The organism is Streptomyces sp. E11-3 (genome assembly GCF_046540415.1).
In the GTDB taxonomy this organism is placed as follows: Bacteria; Actinomycetota; Actinomycetes; order Streptomycetales; family Streptomycetaceae; genus Streptomyces.
Genome location: NZ_JAZGRL010000002.1, coordinates 2,093,604 through 2,115,172, shown reverse-complemented (window position 1 = coordinate 2,115,172; position 21,569 = coordinate 2,093,604). Strand labels below are relative to the sequence as shown.

Below are 21,569 nucleotides of genomic sequence, written 5' to 3'. Positions count from 1 at the left end.
CCGGGTCGTTGCCCGGCAGGCCCGCTGGCGCCTGGCACCGGGGCTCTCGCCACCGGTGCCAGGCAGGGCCAACTACGCGGCCGCGTCGGCCGCCTGGGCCCGCAGCGCGCGCTCCACACCGGAGCGGGACTCCGAGATCAGCCGCCGCAGCGCCGCGTTCGGCTCGGCCGCGGCCAGCCAGGTGCCCGTGGCGTCCAGCGTGTGCTGGGAGACCTGGAGCGAGGGGTAGAGCCCGACCGCGATCTGCTGCGCCATCTCGTGCGAGCGCGACTCCCACACGCCCTTGACCGCCGCGAAGAACTTCTCCGTGTACGGGGCGAGGAGTTCGCGCTGGTCGGTCTGGACGAACCCGCCGATCACCGCCTCCTGGACGGCGTTCGGCAGTTGGTCCGACTCGACGACCGAGGCCCAGGCCTCCGCCTTCGCCTCGGGGGTCGGCCGGGCGGCCCGCGCGGTGGCCGCGTGCCGCTCACCCGCGGCGGTGCGGTCCCGCTCGTACTCGGCGGCGATGTCCTTCTCGCCGAGCCGCCCGGTCGCCGCGAGCCGCAGCACGAACGCCCAGCGCAGCTCGGTGTCCACGGCCAGGCCCTCGATCGACTCGGTGCCGTCCAGCAGCCCCGACAGCAGGTCCAGCTGGGACTCCGTACGGGCTGTGGCGGCGAACGCGCGGGCCCACGCCAGCTGGTGGTCACTGCCCGGCTCGGCGGTACGCAGGTGTCCGAGCGCCGCCTCGGTCCAGCGCGTCAGGCCCTCGGCGCGGAAGTCCGGCGCCGCGTACAGGTCCAGGGCCAGCTTCACCTGCCGGTGCAGCGACTGCACCACGCCGATGTCCGACTCCTTGCCGATGCCGGAGAGCACCAGTGACAGGTAGTCGCGGGTCGCCAGCTCGCCGTCGCGGGTCATGTCCCAGGCCGACGCCCAGCACAGCGCGCGCGGCAGCGACGCCTCGAAATCGCCCAGGTGCGCGGTCACCTGCCGCAGCGACTCGGCGTCCAGGCGGACCTTGGCGTACGACAGGTCGTCGTCGTTGAGCAGCACGACCGCGGGCCGCTTCTTGCCGACGAGCTGCGGTACGGGGGTGAGGCCACCGTCCACGTCCAGCTCGATCCGCTCGCCGCGCAGCAGCTTGCCGGACGCGTCGTCCAGGTCGTACAGGCCGATCGCGATGCGGTGCGGACGCAGTGTCGGCTCACCCTTGGCGCCCTCGGGCAGGGCCGGGGCCTCCTGCCGTACGGCAAAGGAGGTCACGACACCGGACGCGTCCGTCTCGATCTCAGGGCGCAGGATGTTGATGCCCGCGGTCTGCAGCCACGCCTTCGACCAGGTCTTCAGATCACGGCCGCTGGTCTCCTCCAGCGCGCCCAGCAGGTCGGACAGCTGGGTGTTGCCGTAGGCGTGCGCCTTGAAATACGCCTGCACACCCCGGAAGAACTCGTCCATCCCGACATACGCCACCAGCTGCTTGAGGACCGAGGCCCCCTTGGCGTACGTGATGCCGTCGAAGTTCACCAGCACGTCGTCGAGGTCGCGGATCTCGGCCATGATCGGGTGCGTGGAGGGCAGCTGGTCCTGCCGGTACGCCCAGGTCTTCATGGAGTTGGCGAACGTGGTCCAGGAGTGCGGCCACTTCGAGTCCGGCGCGTACGCCTGGCAGGCGATCGAGGTGTACGTCGCGAACGACTCGTTCAGCCACAGGTCGTTCCACCACTCCATGGTGACCAGGTCGCCGAACCACATGTGCGCCAGCTCGTGCAGGATGGTCTCGGCGCGCGTCTCGTACGCCGCGTCCGTCACCTTCGAGCGGAAGACGTACTGGTCGCGGATGGTGACCGCGCCCGCGTTCTCCATGGCGCCCGCGTTGAACTCGGGCACGAAGAGCTGGTCGTACTTCTTGAAGGGGTACGCGTAGTCGAACTTCTCCTGGAACCAGTCGAAGCCCTGCCGGGTGACCTCGAAGATCGCGTCCGCGTCCAGGAACTCGGCGAGCGAGGGGCGGCAGTAGATGCCCAGCGGCACGCTCTGCCCGTCCTTGTCGTACGAGCTGTGCACCGAGTGGTACGGGCCCACGATCAGCGCCGTGATGTACGACGAGATCCGCGGCGTCGGCTCGAAGACCCAGACGTCGTCCTTGGGCTCAGGCGTCGGAGAGTTCGAAATGACCGTCCAGCCGGACGGTGCCTTCACGGTGAACTGGAAGGTCGCCTTCAGGTCCGGCTGCTCGAAGGACGCGAAGACGCGGCGGGCGTCCGGCACCTCGAACTGGGTGTAGAGATACGCCTGGTCGTCGACCGGGTCGACGAAGCGGTGCAGGCCCTCGCCGGTGTTGGTGTACGCGCAGTCCGCGACGACCTTCAGCTCGTTGGGACCCTGGAGCAGGTTCGCCAGGGCGATCCGGGAGTCCGCGAAGACGGCGGAGGCGTCCAGCGCGTCGCCGTTCAGCACGACCTCGTGGACCGTCGGGGCGACCAGGTCGATGAAGGTCTCGGCGCCGGCCTCCGCGCTGTCGAAGCGCACGGTGGTCACGGACCGGTAGGTGCCGCCCTGTTGCGCGCCGCTCAGATCGAGGTCGATCTCGTACGCGTCCACGGTGAGCAGCTTCGCGCGCTGCTGCGCCTCTTCACGGGTCAGATTGGTGCCGGGCACGCGGTCATCTCCTCGGTTTGTGACGTTTCCGGCCATCCTTCCATGCGGTTCTTTTCCCCACCCCACCCCGCCCCTTCCCGACTGTGACATTTGCGGCTGCGCCGCTGGCCTCAATCGCCGGACGGGCTGAAATTCAGCCCGTCCGGCGACTGAGGACAAACGGGGTCTGGGGCGGAGCCCCGGTTACGGGAAGGGGCGGGATTGGGGAAGAAACCCCTTACGGCCTCCGCACCTCAAAGTGGAGGCAGCCGTACTCCGCGGCTCGAACGTGGACCAAGGCCACCTCCCGGTCCGCGAAAGCCTCGGCGAACGCCGCCTCGAACGCGGACGCGGCGTCCTCGGGGAGCTCCAGCAGCCGCCCCCCGACGATGCGCCCCTCGGCGTTGTACCGCCGCAGCACCCGCAACGCCCCGGTCCGGGCGAACGGATACCCGTCCCCGTCCGCCGGACCCCCGCAGTCCTCGGCGTGGATGAACACCGGCCCCTGCTCGTCGTACGCCCCCGGCTTCGCCCACCGCTCCGCCGCCCACCGCCGCAGCGGCGCGTACGACACCAGCGCGATCCGCTCCCCGGCCGTGCTCGGCCGCAGACAGCACCGCAGCAGCCCGCCGCCCTCGGTGTCGGTGTACGGGACGCAGGCGTGCCCGGCGTCGTCGGTGTCGCGGAGCTGCCCCAGGGCCGCGGGCTCGATGGGCCGGGCGCGATAGGTCGTCGTCGTCATGCGTCCAGAGTGGCCGCGGCGGGCCCAGATCACCGGCGCAATTCGGACGTCACGGTCGGCTGGTTCGGCCGGTCCGGCTGGTCCGGCCGGTTCAGCCGTCCGAGGTGATCGACCAGCGACCGGACGCGCGCACCTGGAGGGGACCGGTCGGCAGGTCGAGGCGGCCGTGGCCGGTGGCCAGTCTGCGGTCGGGGGCGAAGTGCTCGTCCAGGGACCAGAGTTCCAGGGTCTTCTGGTCCTCCCTGTCCGCGCACTCGATCCTGGCCCGGCCCGGCGGCCCGGTGAAGCGCACCACGTCGTCGCCGTGCCCGGTGACGGCCGACGTGAACGCGCGGGCGGCCACGGCGTCGGAGAGGCCCAGCTCCCAGCCCTGTCGGGAGTCGTGGTGCACACAGACGTAGGTCACCCGGCCGGGGAGTGCCCGCAGCGGACCGTGGGCCGGCCGCGCCCCGAAGGCCTCAAGCACCACGGTGTCGGAGAACGCGCCCTCCAGCCAGCTGTCGACCTCGTACGCCGCGGGATTGCCCTGTCGGCTGCCGGTGAGTCTCAGCACGGCGGGCTCGCCGCGGTAGGCCAGCACCTCGGTCGCGGAGCCCGTCAGCGGACCGTCCAGCGGGCGGGCGGCGGACAGCGGGAGCAGCCGCAGCGTCCAGCGGGGGATGTCGGTGAGGCGGAGGCGGGTGGTGGCCGCGCCGTCGGTGAAGAGCAGGACCCGGCCGTTCATGCCGTCCTGGTGGGAGTGGAGCAGCGGCCGGTCGATCCCGTACTCGTCGCTCTCGTGCACGCCGTAGTACTCCGGCTCGCTGCCGTGGGCATCCTCGGGGTAGGTCTCCTCGTCCGGGTACCCGTCCCCGTAGTACGTCTCTCCCGGATCGATGTCACCGAACGCGTACTCCATGATCACGGCCGAGCCCGGGGTGGGGTTGGTCAGCTCCATGGTCTCGTCATTGCGGCCCTGCCCCCGGTACTCGGCGAGCACACCATCGGCCGGAGCGGAGACGGGCACCGGGCGAGCGGCCAGCGACCAGGAGCCCTCCGCGTCCAGCTGGAGCAGACAGGGACCGGAGAGCGGGCCGCTGGCCTCGACCGAGCCGGTCCCGTTGGCGAGCAGCGTGCCCTTGCTCACCCCGGTCGGGGTGTCGCCCTCGTAGGAGGCCCAGACGATGAAGTTGCCGTACTCGTGTTCGCCGCACTCGTGCCGGTAGTCGAGATCGGCCATCGGGCCGTCGTAGAAGAGCACGTCGGGACCGCTGCCGCTGGCCCGGTCGGTGAACCGCTTCGCCGCGCTCATCGGCAGCACCCGCAGGTGCCATCGGTCCTCCGACTCGACCCGCAGCCGCAGCGGTCCCTCGTCGGGCACATGCACCATGACGCGCCCGCGCAGGCGCCGCTCCGTCGACCGGCACACGGTTACTTCGCCGTATCCGTCTGCCGGGGTGGCCAACACCCGCAGATAGCTGTGCCGCTTCCGCTCGGTCACCTCCAGGATGACCGGACCAGGGGGCAGCCCGGGTACCGAGACGGTCTCGTTGCGGTTGCCCTCGTGCTCGTACGGGGTGAAGTCCGGGGTGAAGTCCTGCCCGGACACGACGGCGGGCGGACCGGGCTCCGGGGGTACGGGCTGCGGCTGCGGGTGCGGGTGCGCCACCGGTGCCGGAGCCTCGGCCGGCCCCTCGGCGGATCCCTCGTCGGCCACCGCGATCCCGAAGTCCGCGGCGATCCCGGCGAGCCCCGACGCGTACCCCTGCCCCACCGCCCGGAAGTTCCAGCCCACGCCCCCGCGGTAGAACTCACCGAGCACGAAGGCCGACTCGGTGGTCGCGTCCCCGATCGCGAAGTGCGCGACGGCCGCGCCCGTCATCGTGGTCACCGTGATGTCCAGGCCCGCCAGCTGCCCGAAGGCGCTCCCGTCCGTGGACGCCGCGACCACGATCCGGTGCACGTCGGGCTCCACACTGGCCAGGTCGAGCCAGAGCGAGTCCACGGTCACCGTCGTACCGCCGTAGGACCGGCCCAGGTGCCGCACCGCGCCGGACGGGTGCTCGCGCTGGTTGTAGAAGACCAGGTCCGCGTCGCCGCGCACCTTGCCGGACGCGTCCAGGAGCAGGGCCGAGACATCCACATCGGGCAGGCCGGGGCCGGTCCGCCGACTGACGGTGGCGTGCAGTGTCTCGGTGGGAACCGGCAGGGTGCCGCCCTTGGCTATCGAGGTCATGTTCGAACAATGCCATGGGGCGGGGGGGGGGCTCGTACGTGAAGAACGTACGAGCACCCGCCCCATGGTCAGAACTGGCTGGGTCAGCCCTTGAGTTCGGCCGCGACCAGCTCCGCGACCTGCACGGCGTTCAGCGCCGCGCCCTTGCGGAGGTTGTCGTCCGAGATGAAGAACGCGAGGCCGTTCTCGACCGTCTCGTCGTTACGGATACGGCCCACGAAGGAGTCGTCCTTGCCCGCCGCCACCAGCGGGGTCGGTACGTCGGTGACCACGACGCCCTCGGCCGAGGAGAGGATCTCGGTGGCCCGCTCGGGGCTCAGCGGCCGCTCGAAGCGGGCGTTGACCTGGAGGGAGTGGCCGGTGAAGACCGGGACCCGGACGCAGGTGCCGGAGACCTTGAGGTCCTCGATCTCCAGGATCTTGCGGGACTCGTGGCGGAGCTTCTGCTCCTCGTCGGTCTCGTTCAGACCGTCGTCGACGATGGAGCCCGCCAGCGGCAGCACGTTGTACGCGATCGGCGCGACGTAGTTGTCGGGCGCCGGGAACTCCACGGCGTCGCCGCCGTGGGTCAGCTTCGGCGCGTCCTCGCCGACCTTCTGGATCTGGTCGCTGAGCTCCTGGACGCCGGACAGGCCGGAGCCGGAGACGGCCTGGTAGGTCGCGACGACCAGGGAGGTCAGACCGGCCTCCAGGTGCAGCGGCTTCAGCACCGGCATGGCGGCCATCGTGGTGCAGTTCGGATTGGCGATGATGCCCTTGGGGCGGTTCGCCACCGCGTGCGGGTTGACCTCCGAGACGACCAGCGGCACCTCGGGGTGGCGACGCCACGCGGAGGAGTTGTCGATCACGACGGCGCCCTGCGAGGCGACCTTCTCGGCCAGCGCCTTGGAGGTGGCGCCGCCCGCCGAGAAGAGCACGATGTCCAGGCCCGAGTAGTCGGCGGTGGCCGCGTCCTCGATCGTGACGTCCGTGCCCTGCCAGTCGAGGGTCTTGCCCGCGGACCGGGCCGAGGCGAACAGTCGCAGCTCGTCGACCGGGAACTTCCGCTCGGCGAGGATGCCGCGCATGACTGTGCCGACCTGACCGGTGGCTCCGACGATTCCGACCCTCACGTGGGCTCCTTACTCGTACCTGTGGACCTGGGCAGTCCCGTTCCATCATGCGTATGACCGGTATGCGGTTGTCCAATCCATTGTCCGGGATGCGGAACGGGGCGGGTGCCGTGAGATAGCACACCCGCCCCGCCTTATATCCGGATCAACCGAGACAGATCGCCTTACTCGGTGACCTTCTCGATCTTGACGCTGCCGACCCCGGCGACCGTGCCGCGGGCGTTCAGCACCTGGAGCTCGCCGACGAACTGGCGGCCCTCGGGCGCGGCACCCGCGACCACGACCTCGGCCGGGAGCTGGGCGGACTCGCCGTTGGCCAGCTTCACGGCCGCGGACTCGTCGACCTTGAGCTCGCCGAGCGAGGCCGCGTAGTACACGTCCAGGTAGTCGTAGTCGGTCTCGCCGGCCGGAACCGCGTAACCGTCGACGACGATCGTGTACTCGCCCGCGGCGGGCTCGGTCAGGGTGACCCGCTCCTCGGAGTCGCCGCCCGCGGACTGGCCGACCAGCTCGTCGCCCAGGTACACGGCCAGGTCCAGGTCGGCGGACGCGTCGGAGACCTTGCCGATCGCGATGTCGAACAGCTCGACACCCTCACCGATGGTCACCTTGCGCTCCTGCGACGCGCCGTCCTTGATGCTCGGACGCTCCGTGACGGAGGAGCCGAGCGAGCCGCCCTTGAGCGTGCCGTCGATCGGGGCGAAGGCGTTGGTGCCCTTCCACTCGACCGCGGCCGGGGTGCCGATCTTGGCCTCGTCGAGGGTCAGCTCGGCCGGGTCGAACTCCACACCGAGAACCGAGACGTCCAGCTTGAAGGGGTTCTTCAGCAGAGGCGACGTACGGCGCGACTCGACCTCGATCTCCCAGACACCCGGCTGCGGGTTCGCGTACGAGCGCAGGTCGGGGCGGCAGGTGTTGGTCGGGTGCTCGTAGTTCGGGTAGCAGTGGATCGTCGACGTGGAGTCCATCGGCACGCCGTACGGGTGCAGCGAGATGAACCGCGTCTGGCTGTCCTTCTTGAGACCGCTCATGGCGACCTCAAGGGTCTTCGCGCCCTCCGGCACCGTCACGAAGTACGAGGTGGTGAGGTTGCGCACCGCCGTACCCGAGGTGGAGAAGCTGTACGAGGGCTTCGCCAGCTTCTCGGAGGCGACCACGGTGGTCAGGATCTGCTTGTCGACGCCCTTGGTGCGCAGGTCGTTGACCTCGAGGATCGCGCTGCTCAGACCCGCCTTGCGGACCTTGGCGGTGACCTTGACGGTGACCGGCTTGTCCCGCGGCAGCAGGATGAAGCGCTTGCCCTTGATCTTGAAGGCGCGGTCGTGGTTGTTCTTGAACGACAGCTTGTGCCACACGGCGCTCTTCGGGCCGGTGGTACGGGTGATCGTGACGTCGTACGTCTTGCTCTTGCCGACCTTGAGGCCGCCTTCGCGGTCGTAGAGGCCGGTGCCGAAGCCCGGCTCCTTCAGGTTGTCGGACAGCGCGGTGTCGACCGGGGCCTTGACCGCGTACTCGTGGGCGGTGGCGCCCCGCTTGATCGACTTCCAGGCCTTGACGATGTTGATCAGGCCCGAGCCCTGCTCGTAGGCCTGGGCGCCCCTGATCCGGGTCGCGGTGCTGGTCAGCGCGGTGCGCAGCTCGGCGGGGGCCAGCTCGACGTTCTTCTGCTTCGCGGCGGAGAGCAGCAGCGCGCTGGCGCCCGCGGCCTGCGGCGAGGACATCGAGGTGCCCTGCAGCATGCCGTAGCCGGCCGGCAGGTCGTAGCCCGCCTCGGCGACCGGCTGGCCCTCGGCCCAGGTCTGGATGGTGTTGATCGAGGCGCCGGGCGCGGTGATGGTCGGCGTGAAGCCGCCGTCCTCACGCGGACCGCGCGAGGAGAAGGGCATCATCGCGTACTTGCGCTTGACGGCCGAGCCGTAGTTGGCGGCCCAGGTCTGCTTGGAGACCGAGGCGCCCACCGAGATCACCTTGTCGGCGAGCGAGGGGTCGCCGATGGTGTTGGCGCCGGGGCCGCTGTTGCCCGCGGAGATGACCAGCTGGACGCCGTACTCGTCGATGAGCCGGGTGTAGAGCGCGGCGCGCGCGTTGTTGCCGTCGTTCAGCGCGGGCAGGCCGCCGATCGACATGTTGACGATGTCGACACCGCGGTTCACCACGAGGTCGATCATGCCCTCGGTGAGCGCGGCGCTGGTGCAGCCGCCGGACCAGGTGCAGGCGCGCGAGGAGACCAGCTTGGCGCCGGGCGCGGCGCCGTCCATCTTGCCGCCGAACAGCGAGTTGGCGGCGGTGATGCCCGCGACGTGCGTGCCGTGCGAGCCCTCGATGACGCCGATGTTGACGAAGTCGGCCTTCTTGCCGACCCAGTCGCCGCCGTACGGGTCGGTCGGCACGTCCTTGCGGATCTCGACGACGAACGGGATCCGCTCGGCGATGTCGGTCTCCGGGTCGTCCTCACCGAAGTAGCCGATCTGGAAGCCGTCCTTGTAGGGCTTCATCGGCTTGTCGTTGGTGAAGTCGCCGTCGTTGTCGAGGTCGACGGTGACGGTGCCCTTCGCCGGGTCGTAGAGGACGCCCCAGACGTCGGTGGTGTCACCGTCGCGGTTGAGGTCGCCCTTCATGTCGCCACCCTTGGTGGCGGCCTCGGCGAACAGGTTGACCTGGAAGTCGCCCTCGGGGGCCTTCCAGGTGCGGTCGGCGAAGGTGAACTCGGGTCCGGAGACCGGGTTGGTCATCCGGCGCCAGGTGCCGTCGCGGTCCACGATCGGGTCGGTCGCGGTGACCCAGTCGACGATCTTGCGCTCGCCGGTGGTGGTCTTCTGCAGCGCCGGGTGGCTGACGTCGACACCGGAGTCGAGGATGCCGATGGTGATCCCGCGGCCGTCGGCCTTCGGGTTCTTCTTGACGAAGTCCACCGCGCCGGTCTCGAAGGACGGGTTGTACGGGTTCTTCGCCGGGGTGTCCTTGCCGGGCGCGGGGTAGCTGCCCTTCGCGGCCTTCTTGGCACCCTTGGCGGCGTCGGCGGCCGGCGTCGGGTCGTCCAGCTCGATCTCGGCGCTCAGGTCGATCGCGTGGACGCTGGAGAGCTTGGACGCCTTCTTGATCGCGGCGTCGGCCTTGGGCGTCGGCAGTGTGGCGCGCACATAGCCGAGCTTGTCGTAGGCCATCCCTACGGAGCCGCCCTTGACGCCGTCGAGCTGCTTGGCGACCTGCTCGGTGGAGCCGGGCTTGGTCGCCACCAGCAGGGTGACGGTCTTCTCGCCCTCGGCCCTGGCCTCGGCGAGGCGCTCGGCGTCGGCGGTGCCGAGCTTGTCTTTCGTGCCGTCGGTGGACTTCACCGGTGCGGGGTCGCCGTCCGATGCACCGTCGGCGGCGAAGGCGGGTAGCGGACCGGCCGCGGCGAGCGCGGCCACCAGACCCGCGGCCACCGTGAGGCGGGCCGCGCGTCTCGCACCGGATATCGGTGCGTGGGGGGTTTCGAGGGTCATCTGTATCCCGTAACTGAGAGAGAAGGTCCGGTTTTCGGACCCAGATGACCGCTCACCCTTACGTAAGTGATCGATGTTTGGGGAGAGTTGTCCGGGGTGGGGGAGGGAAATGGCGTACATCCGCCATACGCCATGAGGTGTATGGCGGGGTAAAACGGGACATCCGCGCGGGATGCGGAATGTCAGCTTCCGTGTGTGCGCGCGTAATGCCGGGAGGCCTTGGCGCGGTTTCCGCACGCCGCCATGGAGCACCAGCGCCGGGTGCCGTTCCGTGAGGTGTCGAAGAAGTGCAGGATGCACGCGTCGTGGGCGCACTTGCGGATGCGGTCGGGCGCGGTGCTCAGCAGGTCCAGGTAGTCGCGGGCCGCGGTCCAGGCCGGACCCCAGGACGGGTCGTCGAACTCCGCGCTCTCGCCCGGACCTTCCGCGCTGAGGGTCGCCCGGATGCGGCCGTGCGCGAGGACGGCGTCGACCCGGGCGATTCCGGCCGCGTCGCCCGGAGTGTCCACGACCGCGCGCAGCGCGTCGCGGGCGGTCAGCAGATGGCGCAGGGTGGTGCCGTCGGCCGCGAACCGCCCGTCGAGGGCGTTGGCGGCGAGCCAGATGTGCAGTCCTTCGGGCAGGTCGAAGAGGTCCTGCCGCGCTCCGTCCTGCATCCAGCGGGTGTTGAGCAGGTCCAGCGAGAGCGGTTCGCCGGTGAGTGGGCGCGGGTCGGTGGGGGTGGGCATCGCGGCTCCTTTCGGTACTAACCAGTCAAGGTTACGTCACCGGTTGACGGAGCTTGGTGCTAACCGTTAATCTACACATGACTGGTTAGGAAATGGATGTTGGTGACAGGGAAGGGGGCTCCCATGGAGCCGTATCACAAGGGCTCGCGTGCCGTGCAGGACCGCGTCGGAGTGCGCGCGCTGGCCGACCACGTCGGGAAGTCCATCGGCCCCGGCATCCGCCCCGTCGCCGCCGCGTTCCTGGAACTCCAGCCGATGCTGGTGGTGGGTGCGGCCGACGCGACGGGCCAGGTCTGGGCGTCGCTGCTCACCGGCGCCCCCGGATTCGTCCGGGCCACCGGGCCGAACCAGGTCTCGGTGGCCGGCGGCCCGCGCCCCGACGACCCCCTGGCGGCCGCGCTCGGCACCCCCGACACCCCCGTCGGCACCATCGCCCTGGACCCGCGCACCCGGCGCCGGATGCGGCTGGGCGGCCGCGCCCGGCCGACCGAGCGCGGCCTGGCCATCGAGGCCGAGCAGGTCTTCTCCAACTGCCCCAAGTACCTGCAAAAGCGCGAATCCTACGAGTTCGTCCCCCGCCCGGACGTCACGGCGCCCCGCCGAAGCGCCGGACTGAGCCCCGCCCAACAGGACTTCATCCGCGCGTCCGACACCTTCTTCCTCGCCACGGCCGCCGAAGGACACACCGACGCGAGCCACCGGGGCGGCAACCCCGGGTTCGTCCAGGTGACATCACCGTACGAACTCATGTGGCAGGACTACCAGGGGAACTCGATGTTCCGCACCCTCGGCAACCTGGAGGCCGACCCGCGCGCCGGGCTGCTGCTGCTCGACTGGACCACCGGCACCACGCTCCAGCTCACCGGCACGGCCCGCACCGAGTACACCGACGAGCAGCGCACCACGCGCTTCACCCTCACCGAAGCGGTCCACACCGAGTCCGCCAGCCCGCTGCGCTGGTCCACCCCCGAGTACTCACCCGCGAACCCGCCGTTGGCCTAACGTCACCGTGTGCACGAAGAACTCAGGGTGGCGGCCTACGCCGTGTGCGTACGGGACGGACGGCTGCTGCTCGCGCGCTGGGTCGCGGGCGACGGCAGCAAGCGGTGGACCCTGCCCGGTGGCGGTCTGGAGCACGGCGAGGACCCGTACGACGCGGTGATCCGGGAGGCGGCCGAGGAGACGGGGTACACCGTCCGACCGGTCGCCCTGCTCGGCGTCGACTCCCTCCGCCGCCGCTATCCGCGCAAGCTCGGCATGTTCGCGGACTTCCACGGGCTGCGTCTCGTGTACGAGGCCCGCGTCACCGGGGGCGCCCTGCGCCCCGAGCAACACGGCTCCACAGACCTGGCGTCCTGGCACCTTCTGGACGCGGTCCCGGCTCTGCCGCGGGTGAGCCTGGTGGACATCGGCCTCACGTTATGGCGTACGCGGCCTGCGGTGGGCAAATTGAGCCCGTCCGGCGATTGAGGACGAGCCCGGAGGGCGATCCGGGGGTCTGGGGGCTTGCCCCCAGTTTCGGGAAGGGGCGGGATCGGGGAAAAAAATCGCCACCCACTACCCGCACAGGTGAACGCGGAGTGACCACCTCCCCTCCACCCGCGAAGCCGTGGATGACCGGCCGCCCCGGCCGTGATCCACGTACGGCGATCGGCCAGCAGCGTTGCGGCCCAGTTCACGCGCAGGCCACCCCCACTGCCAACGCTCCAGGAGGAGCGGGGAACCCCCCGCCCCCACTGCCGACGCGTCCGCACCCCGGGGAGACCGCGCCATGTCGCGCACACGCTCTGTCGCCACCCTCGACCGCCGCACCTTCCTCGCCACCACCACCGCGCTCGCCGCGTCCACGGGCCTCGCGCTCGCCCTCGGCGGCAGCGGCGCGGCCGGAACGGAAGCCCAAGCCGTCACGGCAGACGCGGGGCCGCTCGCCGGAGCCCCCGCCCCCACCACCCGCCCTCGCNCCCACCGGGCCGGCAGGCGGTGTCGATCTCGGCCCCGGACACACCGTGGACCCGGAGCTGGGACCCGGTCAGGACCCGGCGCTGGGCGTGCGCGAGGTGGTGCAGGGGGCGGGGGGAGAGCGGGGTGTTGTGGTTCATGACCCGGAGATGCCCGCCCCTGAGCCGCCTCCTAACCGCTGTTACCGTCCCGTCGACAGAACGGGACAATCCTGCACTAAAGGACGAGCGTTCGACTGCCGAAAAGACCAGGTCCCCCAGGGGGACACGGCCGCCGCCCCACCCGTCCGTCACAGCCCTGTCCCGTGCCCGCGAACGCCGGACGGGCCACCATCAGCCCGTCCGGCGTTCGAAGACATGCGCAGAGGTGCGAGAGATGCGCGAAGGCAGGCGCTTACGACGCCGCGGCCGCGTCGCAGGCCTGGGCGCGCAGCGCGCGGGCCAGGTCGTCGCGGGACTCAAGGACCAGGCGGCGCAGCGCGGGGGCCGCGTCCTGGTGAGCCGTGAGCCACGCGTCCGTCGCGTCCAGCGTGGCCGCGTCGTCCTGCAGGGCAGGGAACATGCCCCGTACGACGTGCATGCCGATCTGGATGGAGCGCTCCGACCACACCCGCTCGATCGCGTCGAAGTACCGCGCGGCATACGGCGCGACCAGCTCCCGCTGGGACGGCTGCCCGAACCCGGCGATCGTCGCCTCCACCAGCGCGTTGGACAGCGCGTCCGACTCCACGACCTGTGCCCAGGCCTGCGCCTTGACCGCAGCCGACGGCCGGGCCGCCAGGCACCGCACCTGGTGCCGCTTACCGGACGCCGTGTCGTCACGGGCCAACTCGGCCGCCAGTACGCTCTCGTCGGCGGCGCCGTGCACGGCGAGCGGCTCCAGGAAGGTCCAGCGCAGCTCCTGGTCCACATCGAGGCCGTCGATCTTCGCCGTACCTTCGAGCAGCCCCCGCAGCAGCTGCAGATCCGCCGCCGAGGAGGCGACCGCGGCGAAGAACCTGGCCCAGGTCAGCTGGTGCTGGCTGCCCGGCTCCGCGATCCGCAGCTCGTGCAGCGCGCCCTCGGCGACCAGCCGCCCGCCCGGCTCGCGCCACTCGGGCGCCGCGTAGTGCGTCAGCGCCGACCGCGCCCAGGTGTGCAGCATCTGCAGCACCCCGATGTCGCTCTCGCGGCCCGCGAACCGCAGTACCAGGTCGATGAAGTCCCGCGCGGGCATCAGCCCGTCCCGGGTGAGGCTCCACAGCGCGGACCAGCACAGCGCGCGGGCCAGGGGGTCGGTCATCTCGCCCAGGTGATCGCGCAGGGTCGCCAGCGAGCGCTCGTCGAAGCGGATCTTGCAGTACGTCAGGTCGTCGTCGTTGACCAGGATCAGGTCAGGCCGCTCGGCTCCGGCCAGCTCCGCCACGACCGTACGCGGCCCGTCCACGTCGAGCTCGGCGCGCGCGTACCGGACCAGCTCGCCGTCGGGGGAGCGGTGGTAAAGCCCGACCGCCACCCGGTGCGGGCGCAGCACCGGGTGGGATTCGGCGGCTTCCTGGAGGACGGCCAGTTCCGTGAGCCGCCCGTGCGCGTCATAGGTGGCCACCGGCGTCAGGGAGTTGACCCCCGCCGTCTGCAGCCAGGACCGCGACCAGGTGGCCATGTCGCGCCCCGAGGTCTCTTCCAGGACCGACAGCAGGTCCTCAAGCCGGGTGTTGCCGTACGCGTGCCGCTTGAAGTACCGCCGGGCGCCTTCCAGGAACGCGTCCTGGCCCGCGTACGCCACCAACTGCTTGAGCACACTGGCGCCCTTGGCGTAGGTGATGCCGTCGAAGTTGAGCTTGGCGTCCTGCAGGTCACGGATGTCGGCCGTGATCGGGTGCGTCGAGGGCAGCTGGTCGGCGCGGTACGCCCAGGCCTTGCGGTTGTTGGCGAAGGTGATCCAGCCGTTGGTGAAGCGCGTGGCGTTCACCATGGAGAAGGAGCCCATGAAGTCGGCGAAGGACTCCTTGAGCCACAGGTCGTCCCACCACCGCATGGTGACCAGGTCGCCGAACCACATGTGCGCCATCTCGTGCAGGATGACGTTCGCCCGGCGCTCGTACGCCGCCTGCGTCACCTTGCCGCGGAAGATGAACTCCTCGCGGAAGGTCACACAGCCCGGGTTCTCCATCGCCCCGAGGTTGTACTCCGGCACGAAGGCCTGGTCGTACTTCCCGAACGGGTACGGGTAGTCGAAGTGGTCGTGGAAGAAGTCAAGACCCTGCTTGGTGACGAGGAAGACGTCGTCCGCGTCGAAGTGCCTGGCCAGCCCCTTGCGGCACATCGCGCCGAGCGGGATCTCCAGCGTCGTACCGTCGTCGAAGGTCCGGGTGTAACGGTCCGTCACATAGTGGTACGGGCCCGCCACTATGGCCGTGATGTACGTCGAGATCGGCTTGGTCTCGGCGAACCGCCACACGCCGCCCTCCCGTCGCCCACCACCACCCTTATTCGGAAGCGCTGCGCGCCCTTCTCTTTTCAGTTCACCGGAGCCGTTGCTCCACACCGTCCACCCCTCGGGCGCCCGCGCCTCGAAGCGGAAGGGAGCCTTCAGGTCGGGCTGCTCGAAGTTCGCGAACACCCGGCGGCAGTCGGCCGGTTCGTACTGCGTGTAGAGGTAGACCTCGCCGTCCTCCGGGTCGACGAAGCGGTGCATGCCCTCGCCGGTGCGGCTGTAGGCGCACTGCGCGTCGACCACCAGGACGTTCTCCGCGCGCAGGTCCTCCAGGGTGATCCGCGAACCGTCGAAGACCGCGCCCGGGTCGAGATCCTGTCCGTTCAGGGACACCGCCGTCACCCTCGGTGCGATCAGGTCGGCGAAGCTCGCGGCGCCCGGCTCCGCGCAGCGGAACCTGATGGTCGTCACCGACCGGAACGTACGCGGCTCCGCCTCGGCCCCGCCGACCGCCGAGCGCAGGTCGAGCGCGACCTCGTACCCGTCGACGGACAGTAGCGCGGCCCGCTCGCGGGCCTCGTCGCGGGACAGGTTCTCACCGGGCACAGGCACTCCTTCGTGACTGACATGACTGACGTAAGGGACGTGACGTACTGCCTACGATCCTGCCATGTGGCCCTGACGGCGGGTGTCGGGGAATGTCCGCACCCGAGGCGGCGTTGCCGCCGCTGGCAGCCGCGAACGACATAAGGAGAGAGATGACCGCCCAGCCGTCGAGTGACAAGTCGACTGACAAGGTGACCGCAGACTTCTGGTTCGACCCGATATGTCCGTGGGCCTGGATGACGTCACGCTGGATGCTCGAGGTCGAGAAGGTACGCCCGGTTCAGGTGCGCTGGCATGTGATGAGCCTCGCCGTACTGAACGAGGACCGGTTGGACGAGCTGCCCGAGCAGTACCGCGAGGGCATGAAGCAGGCCTGGGGCCCGGTGCGGGTGGCGATCGCCGCCCAGCAGAAGCACGGTGACGAGGTGCTCGGCAGGCTCTACACCGCGCTCGGCACCCGCATCCACAACGAGGGGCAGGGCCCCACTCGCGAGGTGGTCGCCGCCGCGCTCGAAGAGGTCGGCCTGTCCGCGTCGCTCCTGGACTACATGGACTCCGACGCGTACGACAAGGAGTTGCGCGCCTCCCACCAGGAGGGCATCGAGAAGGTCGGCCAGGACGTCGGCACCCCGGTCATCGCGGTCCCCGGACCCGACGGCGAGCAGATCGCCTTCTTCGGCCCAGTGGTGACCCCCGCCCCCAAGGGCGAGGCGGCGGCCCGCCTTTGGGACGGCACCCTGCTGGTCGCGGGCACGCCGGGCTTCTACGAGCTCAAGCGCACCCGCACCCAGGACCCGATCTTCGACTGAGGAGGCGCCGAGTAACCCCTGACGTACTCCCGGGGGCCTGTCCGTCGCGGGCAGGCCCCCGATCAATTCCGTCGCGGGCAAGCCCTCCATCAATCCAGGTCATCCGGCCTGAGCCGGATGTGCCGCCCCCCGGTCCCGGCGCACTGGCTGAATCCCGTCCGCACATGCCAGCACCCCGGCGCGTCGCAGATGACGTACTCGCGCACGTGCCCCTTGGCCAACCGGTCCTTGAGCCGCTCCTCCTCTTCGGCGTTGAGCCGACGGTGCGGTTGCTCGGACTTGCACGTGTGGCACCACATGACGCCCCCTCCGGGTCGGAGCCATGAGCGTAGGCCGCGGACGGCGAGGAAGTCAGGGCGAAAGCGGACAGCCGAGCAGTCGGCGGAGCGGTCGGCCGAGCAGTCGGCCGAGCGCGCATCCAGAAGCCCCCGCGAGTCAGGTCCTCGCGGGGGCTTCTGTTCTTTCCGCCTGCCCGGTGAAGGTTGAGAAGACGATCACGAGCAGGACGCCGGGTGCCTGACGGCAGGCCCTGGATCAGGGTGCGAGCAGCAGCGTGTGCGCGCGCTCCTTGGCGGCGGCGTAGCGCCTGGCCACGTCCTGCCAGTTGACGACCTGCCACATGGCCTCGATGAAGTCGACCTTCTGGTTCTTGTACTGGAGATAGAAGGCGTGCTCCCAGGCGTCGAACACCAGGATCGGCACCGAGCCCTGGCCGACGTTGCCCTGGTGGTCGTAGATCTGCTCGACGATCAGACGGCCGCTGACCGGCTCGTACGCCAGGACGCCCCAGCCCGACCCCTGGGTGGTCGCCGACGCCTTGGTCAGCTGGGCCTTGAAACCGGCGAAGGAGCCGAAGGACTCGGCGATGGCGTCCGCGAGGTCGCCCACGCCGTCCGCGGCGAGCGGCTCGCCGCCGCCGTCGCCCGTCATGTTCTGCCAGTAGATGGAATGCAGGATGTGGCCCGAGAGGTGGAAGGCCAGGTTCTTCTCCAGGCCGTTGATCGCACCCCAGGACTCCTTGTCGCGCGCCTGGGCCAGCTGCTCGAGGGTGTCGTTCGCGCCCTTCACATACGCCGCGTGGTGCTTGTCGTGGTGCAGCTCGATGATCTCCGGGCTGATCACGGGCGCGAGTGCGGAGTAGTCGTAGGGAAGTTCCGGAAGTGTGTAGACGGCCATGACGATCGATCCCCTCCGAGCGCTTATTGCAACTAATATGCAAGTGCACGCTATCAGCAGCAAGCCCGTGGGCGGGATCAGGGCATGCGAAAGGCCCTCGCACGGACCGTCCTCCGTGCGAGGGCCTTCTCGCGGCAGTACTTACTGCCTCACTTGCTGCCTCTTACTGCTTCAGCGGCGCAGCAGCTTCGCCGCCAGCCGCCCCAGCAACCCCTTCTGGTGCGCGTACCCCAGCAGCGCGAGCGCCAGCACAAGACCGCCCGTGGAGTACAGCTGCACCCGCGTGTCCGGCTCCCGCGCCATCAGTACGAAGATCACCACCATGCCGAGCAGGGCGACCACCGTCAGGTACGGGTACAGCCACATCCGTACGACGAGCTGCCCCTGGTTGCGGCGGCGCAGGATCAGCTGGGACACCCCGATGAAGATCCAGACGACCAGGATCACCGCGCCGATCATGTTGAGCAGCCAGGTGAAGATCGTCTCCGGGTACCAGTAGCTGAGCAGCACGCACACGAAGCCGAAGAACGACGAGGCCAGGACGGCCACGCGCGGCACCCCGCCGCTGACCCGGCTCAGCGCCCGCGGGCCCTGCCCGCGCTCGACCAGCGAGTAGGTGATCCGGGACGCGCCGTAGATGTTGGCGTTCATCGCGGAGAGCAGGGCGATCAGGATGACCACGTTCATGATCTGGCCCGCGCCCGGGATGCCCAGGTGGTCGAGGGTGGCGACGTACGGGCCCTTCTCGGCGACGGCCGGGTCGTCCCACGGCACCAGCGTGACGATGACCGCCATCGAGCCGATGTAGAAGACCGCGATCCGCCACATCGCCGTACGCACGGCCCTGGCCACGCCCTGGACCGGGTTCTCCGACTCGGCCGCCGCGATGGTGACCGTCTCCAGGCCGCCGTACGCGAAGACCGAGGCGAGCAGGCCGAGTACCAACCCTTCGCTGCCGTTGGGCAGCCAGCCGCCGTCACCCGTGAGGTTGGTCAGGCCGGGGGAGTCGGAGCCGGGCAGCACACCGGCGATCGCCAGCGCGCCCAGGCCCAGGAAGAGCACGATCGCGCCGATCTTGAGCGCGGCGAACCAGAACTCGAACTCGCCGAAGTTCTTCACGGCGGCCAGGTTGGTGGCGCAGAAGACCAGCATGAAGAGGGCGACCCAGGCCCACTCGGGCGTGCCCGGCAGCCAGCCCGAGACGATCTTCGCGGCGCCGATGCCCTCCAGGCCGACGGCCACACAGAGCAGCACCCAGAACGCCCAGCCCGCCGTGAAGCCCGCCCACGGGCCCATCGCGCGCTCGGCGTGCGCGGAGAACGAGCCCGACGAGGGGTTCGCGGCCGACATCTCGCCGAGCATCCGCATCACGAGCATGACCAGCAGCCCGGAGATCGCGTACGCGACGACGATGGAGGGGCCGGCCGCGGCGATACCCGCGCCGGAGCCGACGAAGAGCCCGGCACCGATCACGCCACCGAGGGCGATCATCGAGAGGTGCCGCTGCTTGAGGCCGTTGGACAGCGGCGAACCGCTGGGGCTGGAGGACGCCGGGGCGTCCTTTTTGCCGTCAACTGCCTCGGAAGTGAGGGTTGTCCGAGTCATGGTAAGGCGTTGTCCAGTACGTGAGATGACGTGCAAAGGCGGTCAGTGTGCGACGCGTGTTCGCCGGGGCGTGCGGGGTGACCGATATCCGGACGCCGCGGTCACGCACGGTGCGCACACACGCACGCGTGCGCCCACGGGCTCGGCCTTGACGGCCAGGGCGTCGTGCATGGTGAGGCGCTCTCAGGGATTTGGCGAGACCCTACAGTCTCGCCCAGAGGACACCATCTACGCAAAAAGGACAGCAGACGTCTAGCCCCTAGTGACAAGCATCACTCGGCTTCCTCTCTGCCCTCTGCATACTCCCCACTCTTTGTGCACACCTCACCAAGTCCCCAAGCCCCGCTTTGTGGGCGGCTGATGGTGATCGAGCGTTAACCCCTGGGCTAACGTCACCGTGTTCCCGCCTGCCCCTCGGAGTCCGCCCGCGTCCGTACGCCCGGAGTCCGGCCGAGTCTGGAGTCCGTATGACCACCGCCGCCCTCACCACGCGCCCCGGCCAGGTGCTCGCCGACCTGCTGCCCGCCACCCGCGCCCGGGACATCGCGCTCGTGTTCGGCGGCGCCGCGTTCACCGGCATCGCGGCCCAGCTCGCGGTGCCCGTACCGGGCTCGCCGGTGCCGGTCACCGGGCAGACCTTCGCGGCCCTGCTGGTGGGCACCTCGCTCGGCGCCCGCCGCGGCTTCCTCTCGCTCGGCATCTACCTGATGGTCGGCATGGCGGGCGTCCCGTGGTTCGCCGAGGCGCAGTCCGGCGCCGCGATGCCGTCGCTCGGCTATGTCATCGGCATGCTGCTCGCCGCGACCGCGGTCGGCGCCATGGCCCAGCGCGGAGCCGACCGCTCCCCGCTGCGGATGGCGGGCGCGATGGCGGTCGGCTCCCTGGTGATCTACGCGGTCGGCGTCCCCTATCTGATGCTCGCGACCGGGATGTCGCTGAGCAAGGCGGTGGCCGTGGGCCTGGTCCCCTTCCTGATCGGCGACGCGCTGAAGGCCGCGCTGGCGATGGGCGCGCTGCCCACGGCCTGGAAGCTGGTCGGCCGCCGCGGCTGACGCATCAGCTTCGTCGGCCACCGAGGCTGACGCATCAGCGCTCTGCGGGCCTGATGCCGTCAGGCTCGTTTCACCTTCCCCCAACTATGCTGAGAACCACGGCACGTTCGTCGAAGGCACGTTCATCGGGGGGTGAACGGCGATGCCCGAGCAGGCACACGGCGCGCTGATCGGCGGCCGGTACCGTCTCGTCGAAACCATCGGCCAGGGCGGCATGGGCCGGGTGTGGCGGGCGGTGGACGAACTGCTCGGGCGGCCCGTCGCGGTCAAGGAGATGCGGCTCGACGGTGCGGGCGCGGAGGACAGCCTGGTCCGCCGTGAGCGCGCGCTGCGCGAGGCACGGGCCACCGCGCGGATCGACCACCCTCATGTCGTACGGGTCTACGACGTCGCCGAGGCCGACGCACGCCTCTGGATCGTCATGGAGCTCGTCCCCGCCCGCTCCCTGGCCCAGGCCCTCACCGACGACGGCCCGCTGTCCGTCCCCGAGGCGGCCCGCATCGGCCTCGCCCTCGCCAGTGCGTTACGGGTCGTCCACGCGGCGGGCGTACTGCACCGTGACATCAAGCCCGCGAACGTACTCCTGGAGCGGGCTGAGCGGGGGCGGCCTGAGCGGGGGCGGCCCGAGCAGGAACACCCGGCGCCGCTCGACCGGGTCGTCCTCACCGACTTCGGGATCGCCGCGCTCCAGGACGCGGCGGCCCTCACCCGCACCGGCCTCCTCGTCGGCTCCCCGGAGTACATCCCGCCGGAACGCCTCCTGGGCCGGACCCAGGGCCCACCCTCCGACCTCTGGTCACTCGGCGCCACCCTGTGCACCGCGGTCTCCGGCCGCTCCCCGTTCGCCCGCGCCACCACCCCGGCGACCCTGCACGCGATCGCCTACGAGTCCCCGGAACTTCCCCTGGACACCCCGGACGTGACCCCGCTTCTGACCGCACTGCTGGCGAAGGACCCGACCGACCGCCCCACGGCCGATGAGACGGCCACGCGCCTCACCACCCTCATAGCCGCGCCCAGCCCGCGCCCCGGCCCCAGCCCGC

At 70.3% G+C, this 21,569-nt stretch carries 15 protein-coding genes and 1 pseudogene; 5 read left to right on the top strand and 11 right to left on the bottom strand.

Annotated elements, in window-relative coordinates; genetic code table 11:
* Positions 1 to 72: 72 nt before the first annotated feature.
* From pepN (U9R90_RS28700) to U9R90_RS28675, 6 genes are all read right to left on the bottom strand, one after another.
* On the bottom strand, positions 73 to 2,643 hold the full coding sequence (gene pepN / locus U9R90_RS28700; RefSeq protein ID WP_411059580.1) for an aminopeptidase N: 2,571 nt from the start codon (positions 2,641 to 2,643) through the stop codon (positions 73 to 75).
* A gap of 217 nt (positions 2,644 to 2,860) precedes the next feature.
* A complete protein-coding gene (locus U9R90_RS28695; RefSeq protein WP_411059579.1) occupies positions 2,861 to 3,364 on the bottom strand; it encodes a DUF1203 domain-containing protein in 504 nt (167 codons plus the stop codon).
* 91 nt (positions 3,365 to 3,455) lie between these two features.
* Positions 3,456 to 5,579, bottom strand: a complete 2,124-nt coding sequence (locus tag U9R90_RS28690) for a TerD family protein (RefSeq protein ID WP_411059578.1) — start codon at positions 5,577 to 5,579, stop codon at positions 3,456 to 3,458.
* An 83-nt stretch (positions 5,580 to 5,662) separates the two neighbouring features.
* Complete coding sequence (locus U9R90_RS28685) at positions 5,663 to 6,691, bottom strand: aspartate-semialdehyde dehydrogenase (protein WP_411059577.1); 1,029 nt, start codon at positions 6,689 to 6,691, stop codon at positions 5,663 to 5,665.
* 164 nt (positions 6,692 to 6,855) lie between these two features.
* Positions 6,856 to 10,176: a S8 family serine peptidase gene (locus tag U9R90_RS28680; RefSeq protein WP_411059576.1), complete on the bottom strand. Its 3,321-nt coding sequence runs from the start codon at positions 10,174 to 10,176 to the stop codon at positions 6,856 to 6,858.
* Between the two features lie 182 nt (positions 10,177 to 10,358).
* Positions 10,359 to 10,904, bottom strand: a complete 546-nt coding sequence (locus tag U9R90_RS28675; RefSeq protein ID WP_411059575.1) for a CGNR zinc finger domain-containing protein — start codon at positions 10,902 to 10,904, stop codon at positions 10,359 to 10,361.
* Positions 10,905 to 11,027: 123 nt separating this feature from the next.
* Between U9R90_RS28675 and U9R90_RS28670 the strand changes: the two genes are divergently transcribed.
* Together U9R90_RS28670 and U9R90_RS28665 are read left to right on the top strand one after the other, a co-directional pair.
* Positions 11,028 to 11,906 carry a pyridoxamine 5'-phosphate oxidase family protein gene (locus U9R90_RS28670; RefSeq protein WP_411059574.1) on the top strand — a complete coding sequence of 293 codons (879 nt, stop codon included), beginning with the start codon at positions 11,028 to 11,030 and terminating at the stop codon, positions 11,904 to 11,906.
* 9 nt (positions 11,907 to 11,915) lie between these two features.
* Positions 11,916 to 12,374: an NUDIX hydrolase gene (locus U9R90_RS28665; protein ID WP_411059573.1), complete on the top strand. Its 459-nt coding sequence runs from the start codon at positions 11,916 to 11,918 to the stop codon at positions 12,372 to 12,374.
* Between the two features lie 491 nt (positions 12,375 to 12,865).
* Here the strand turns inward: U9R90_RS28665 and U9R90_RS28660 are convergent.
* Both U9R90_RS28660 and pepN (U9R90_RS28655) read right to left on the bottom strand, forming a co-directional pair.
* Positions 12,866 to 13,072, bottom strand: a pseudogene (locus U9R90_RS28660) (hypothetical protein); the annotation flags it as partial.
* Between the two features lie 184 nt (positions 13,073 to 13,256).
* Positions 13,257 to 15,884 (bottom strand): aminopeptidase N, encoded by a 2,628-nt coding sequence (gene pepN / locus U9R90_RS28655; RefSeq protein WP_411059572.1) that lies wholly within the window; start codon positions 15,882 to 15,884, stop codon positions 13,257 to 13,259.
* A 152-nt stretch (positions 15,885 to 16,036) separates the two neighbouring features.
* Between pepN (U9R90_RS28655) and U9R90_RS28650 the strand changes: the two genes are divergently transcribed.
* Positions 16,037 to 16,693 (top strand): DsbA family protein, encoded by a 657-nt coding sequence (locus U9R90_RS28650; protein ID WP_411059830.1) that lies wholly within the window; start codon positions 16,037 to 16,039, stop codon positions 16,691 to 16,693.
* An 89-nt stretch (positions 16,694 to 16,782) separates the two neighbouring features.
* Here U9R90_RS28650 and U9R90_RS28645 read toward each other — a convergent pair whose 3' ends face one another.
* The 3 genes from U9R90_RS28645 to U9R90_RS28635 all read right to left on the bottom strand — a co-directional run bounded on the left by U9R90_RS28645 (position 16,783) and on the right by U9R90_RS28635 (position 19,474).
* Positions 16,783 to 16,992 carry a hypothetical protein gene (locus tag U9R90_RS28645; RefSeq protein ID WP_411059571.1) on the bottom strand — a complete coding sequence of 70 codons (210 nt, stop codon included), beginning with the start codon at positions 16,990 to 16,992 and terminating at the stop codon, positions 16,783 to 16,785.
* A 235-nt stretch (positions 16,993 to 17,227) separates the two neighbouring features.
* Complete coding sequence (locus tag U9R90_RS28640; RefSeq protein ID WP_411059570.1) at positions 17,228 to 17,869, bottom strand: superoxide dismutase; 642 nt, start codon at positions 17,867 to 17,869, stop codon at positions 17,228 to 17,230.
* Between the two features lie 171 nt (positions 17,870 to 18,040).
* The gene (locus U9R90_RS28635; RefSeq protein WP_411059569.1) at positions 18,041 to 19,474 is read right to left on the bottom strand and encodes an amino acid permease; all 1,434 of its coding nucleotides are present in this window, start codon (positions 19,472 to 19,474) and stop codon (positions 18,041 to 18,043) included.
* A gap of 467 nt (positions 19,475 to 19,941) precedes the next feature.
* Here U9R90_RS28635 and U9R90_RS28630 point away from each other — a divergent pair, with 467 nt between their 5' ends.
* Both U9R90_RS28630 and U9R90_RS28625 read left to right on the top strand, forming a co-directional pair.
* Positions 19,942 to 20,526, top strand: a complete 585-nt coding sequence (locus U9R90_RS28630; protein WP_411059568.1) for a biotin transporter BioY — start codon at positions 19,942 to 19,944, stop codon at positions 20,524 to 20,526.
* A gap of 142 nt (positions 20,527 to 20,668) precedes the next feature.
* Positions 20,669 to 21,569 (top strand): serine/threonine-protein kinase (locus U9R90_RS28625; protein ID WP_411059567.1); only part of this gene is annotated, 901 nt, incomplete at its 3' end.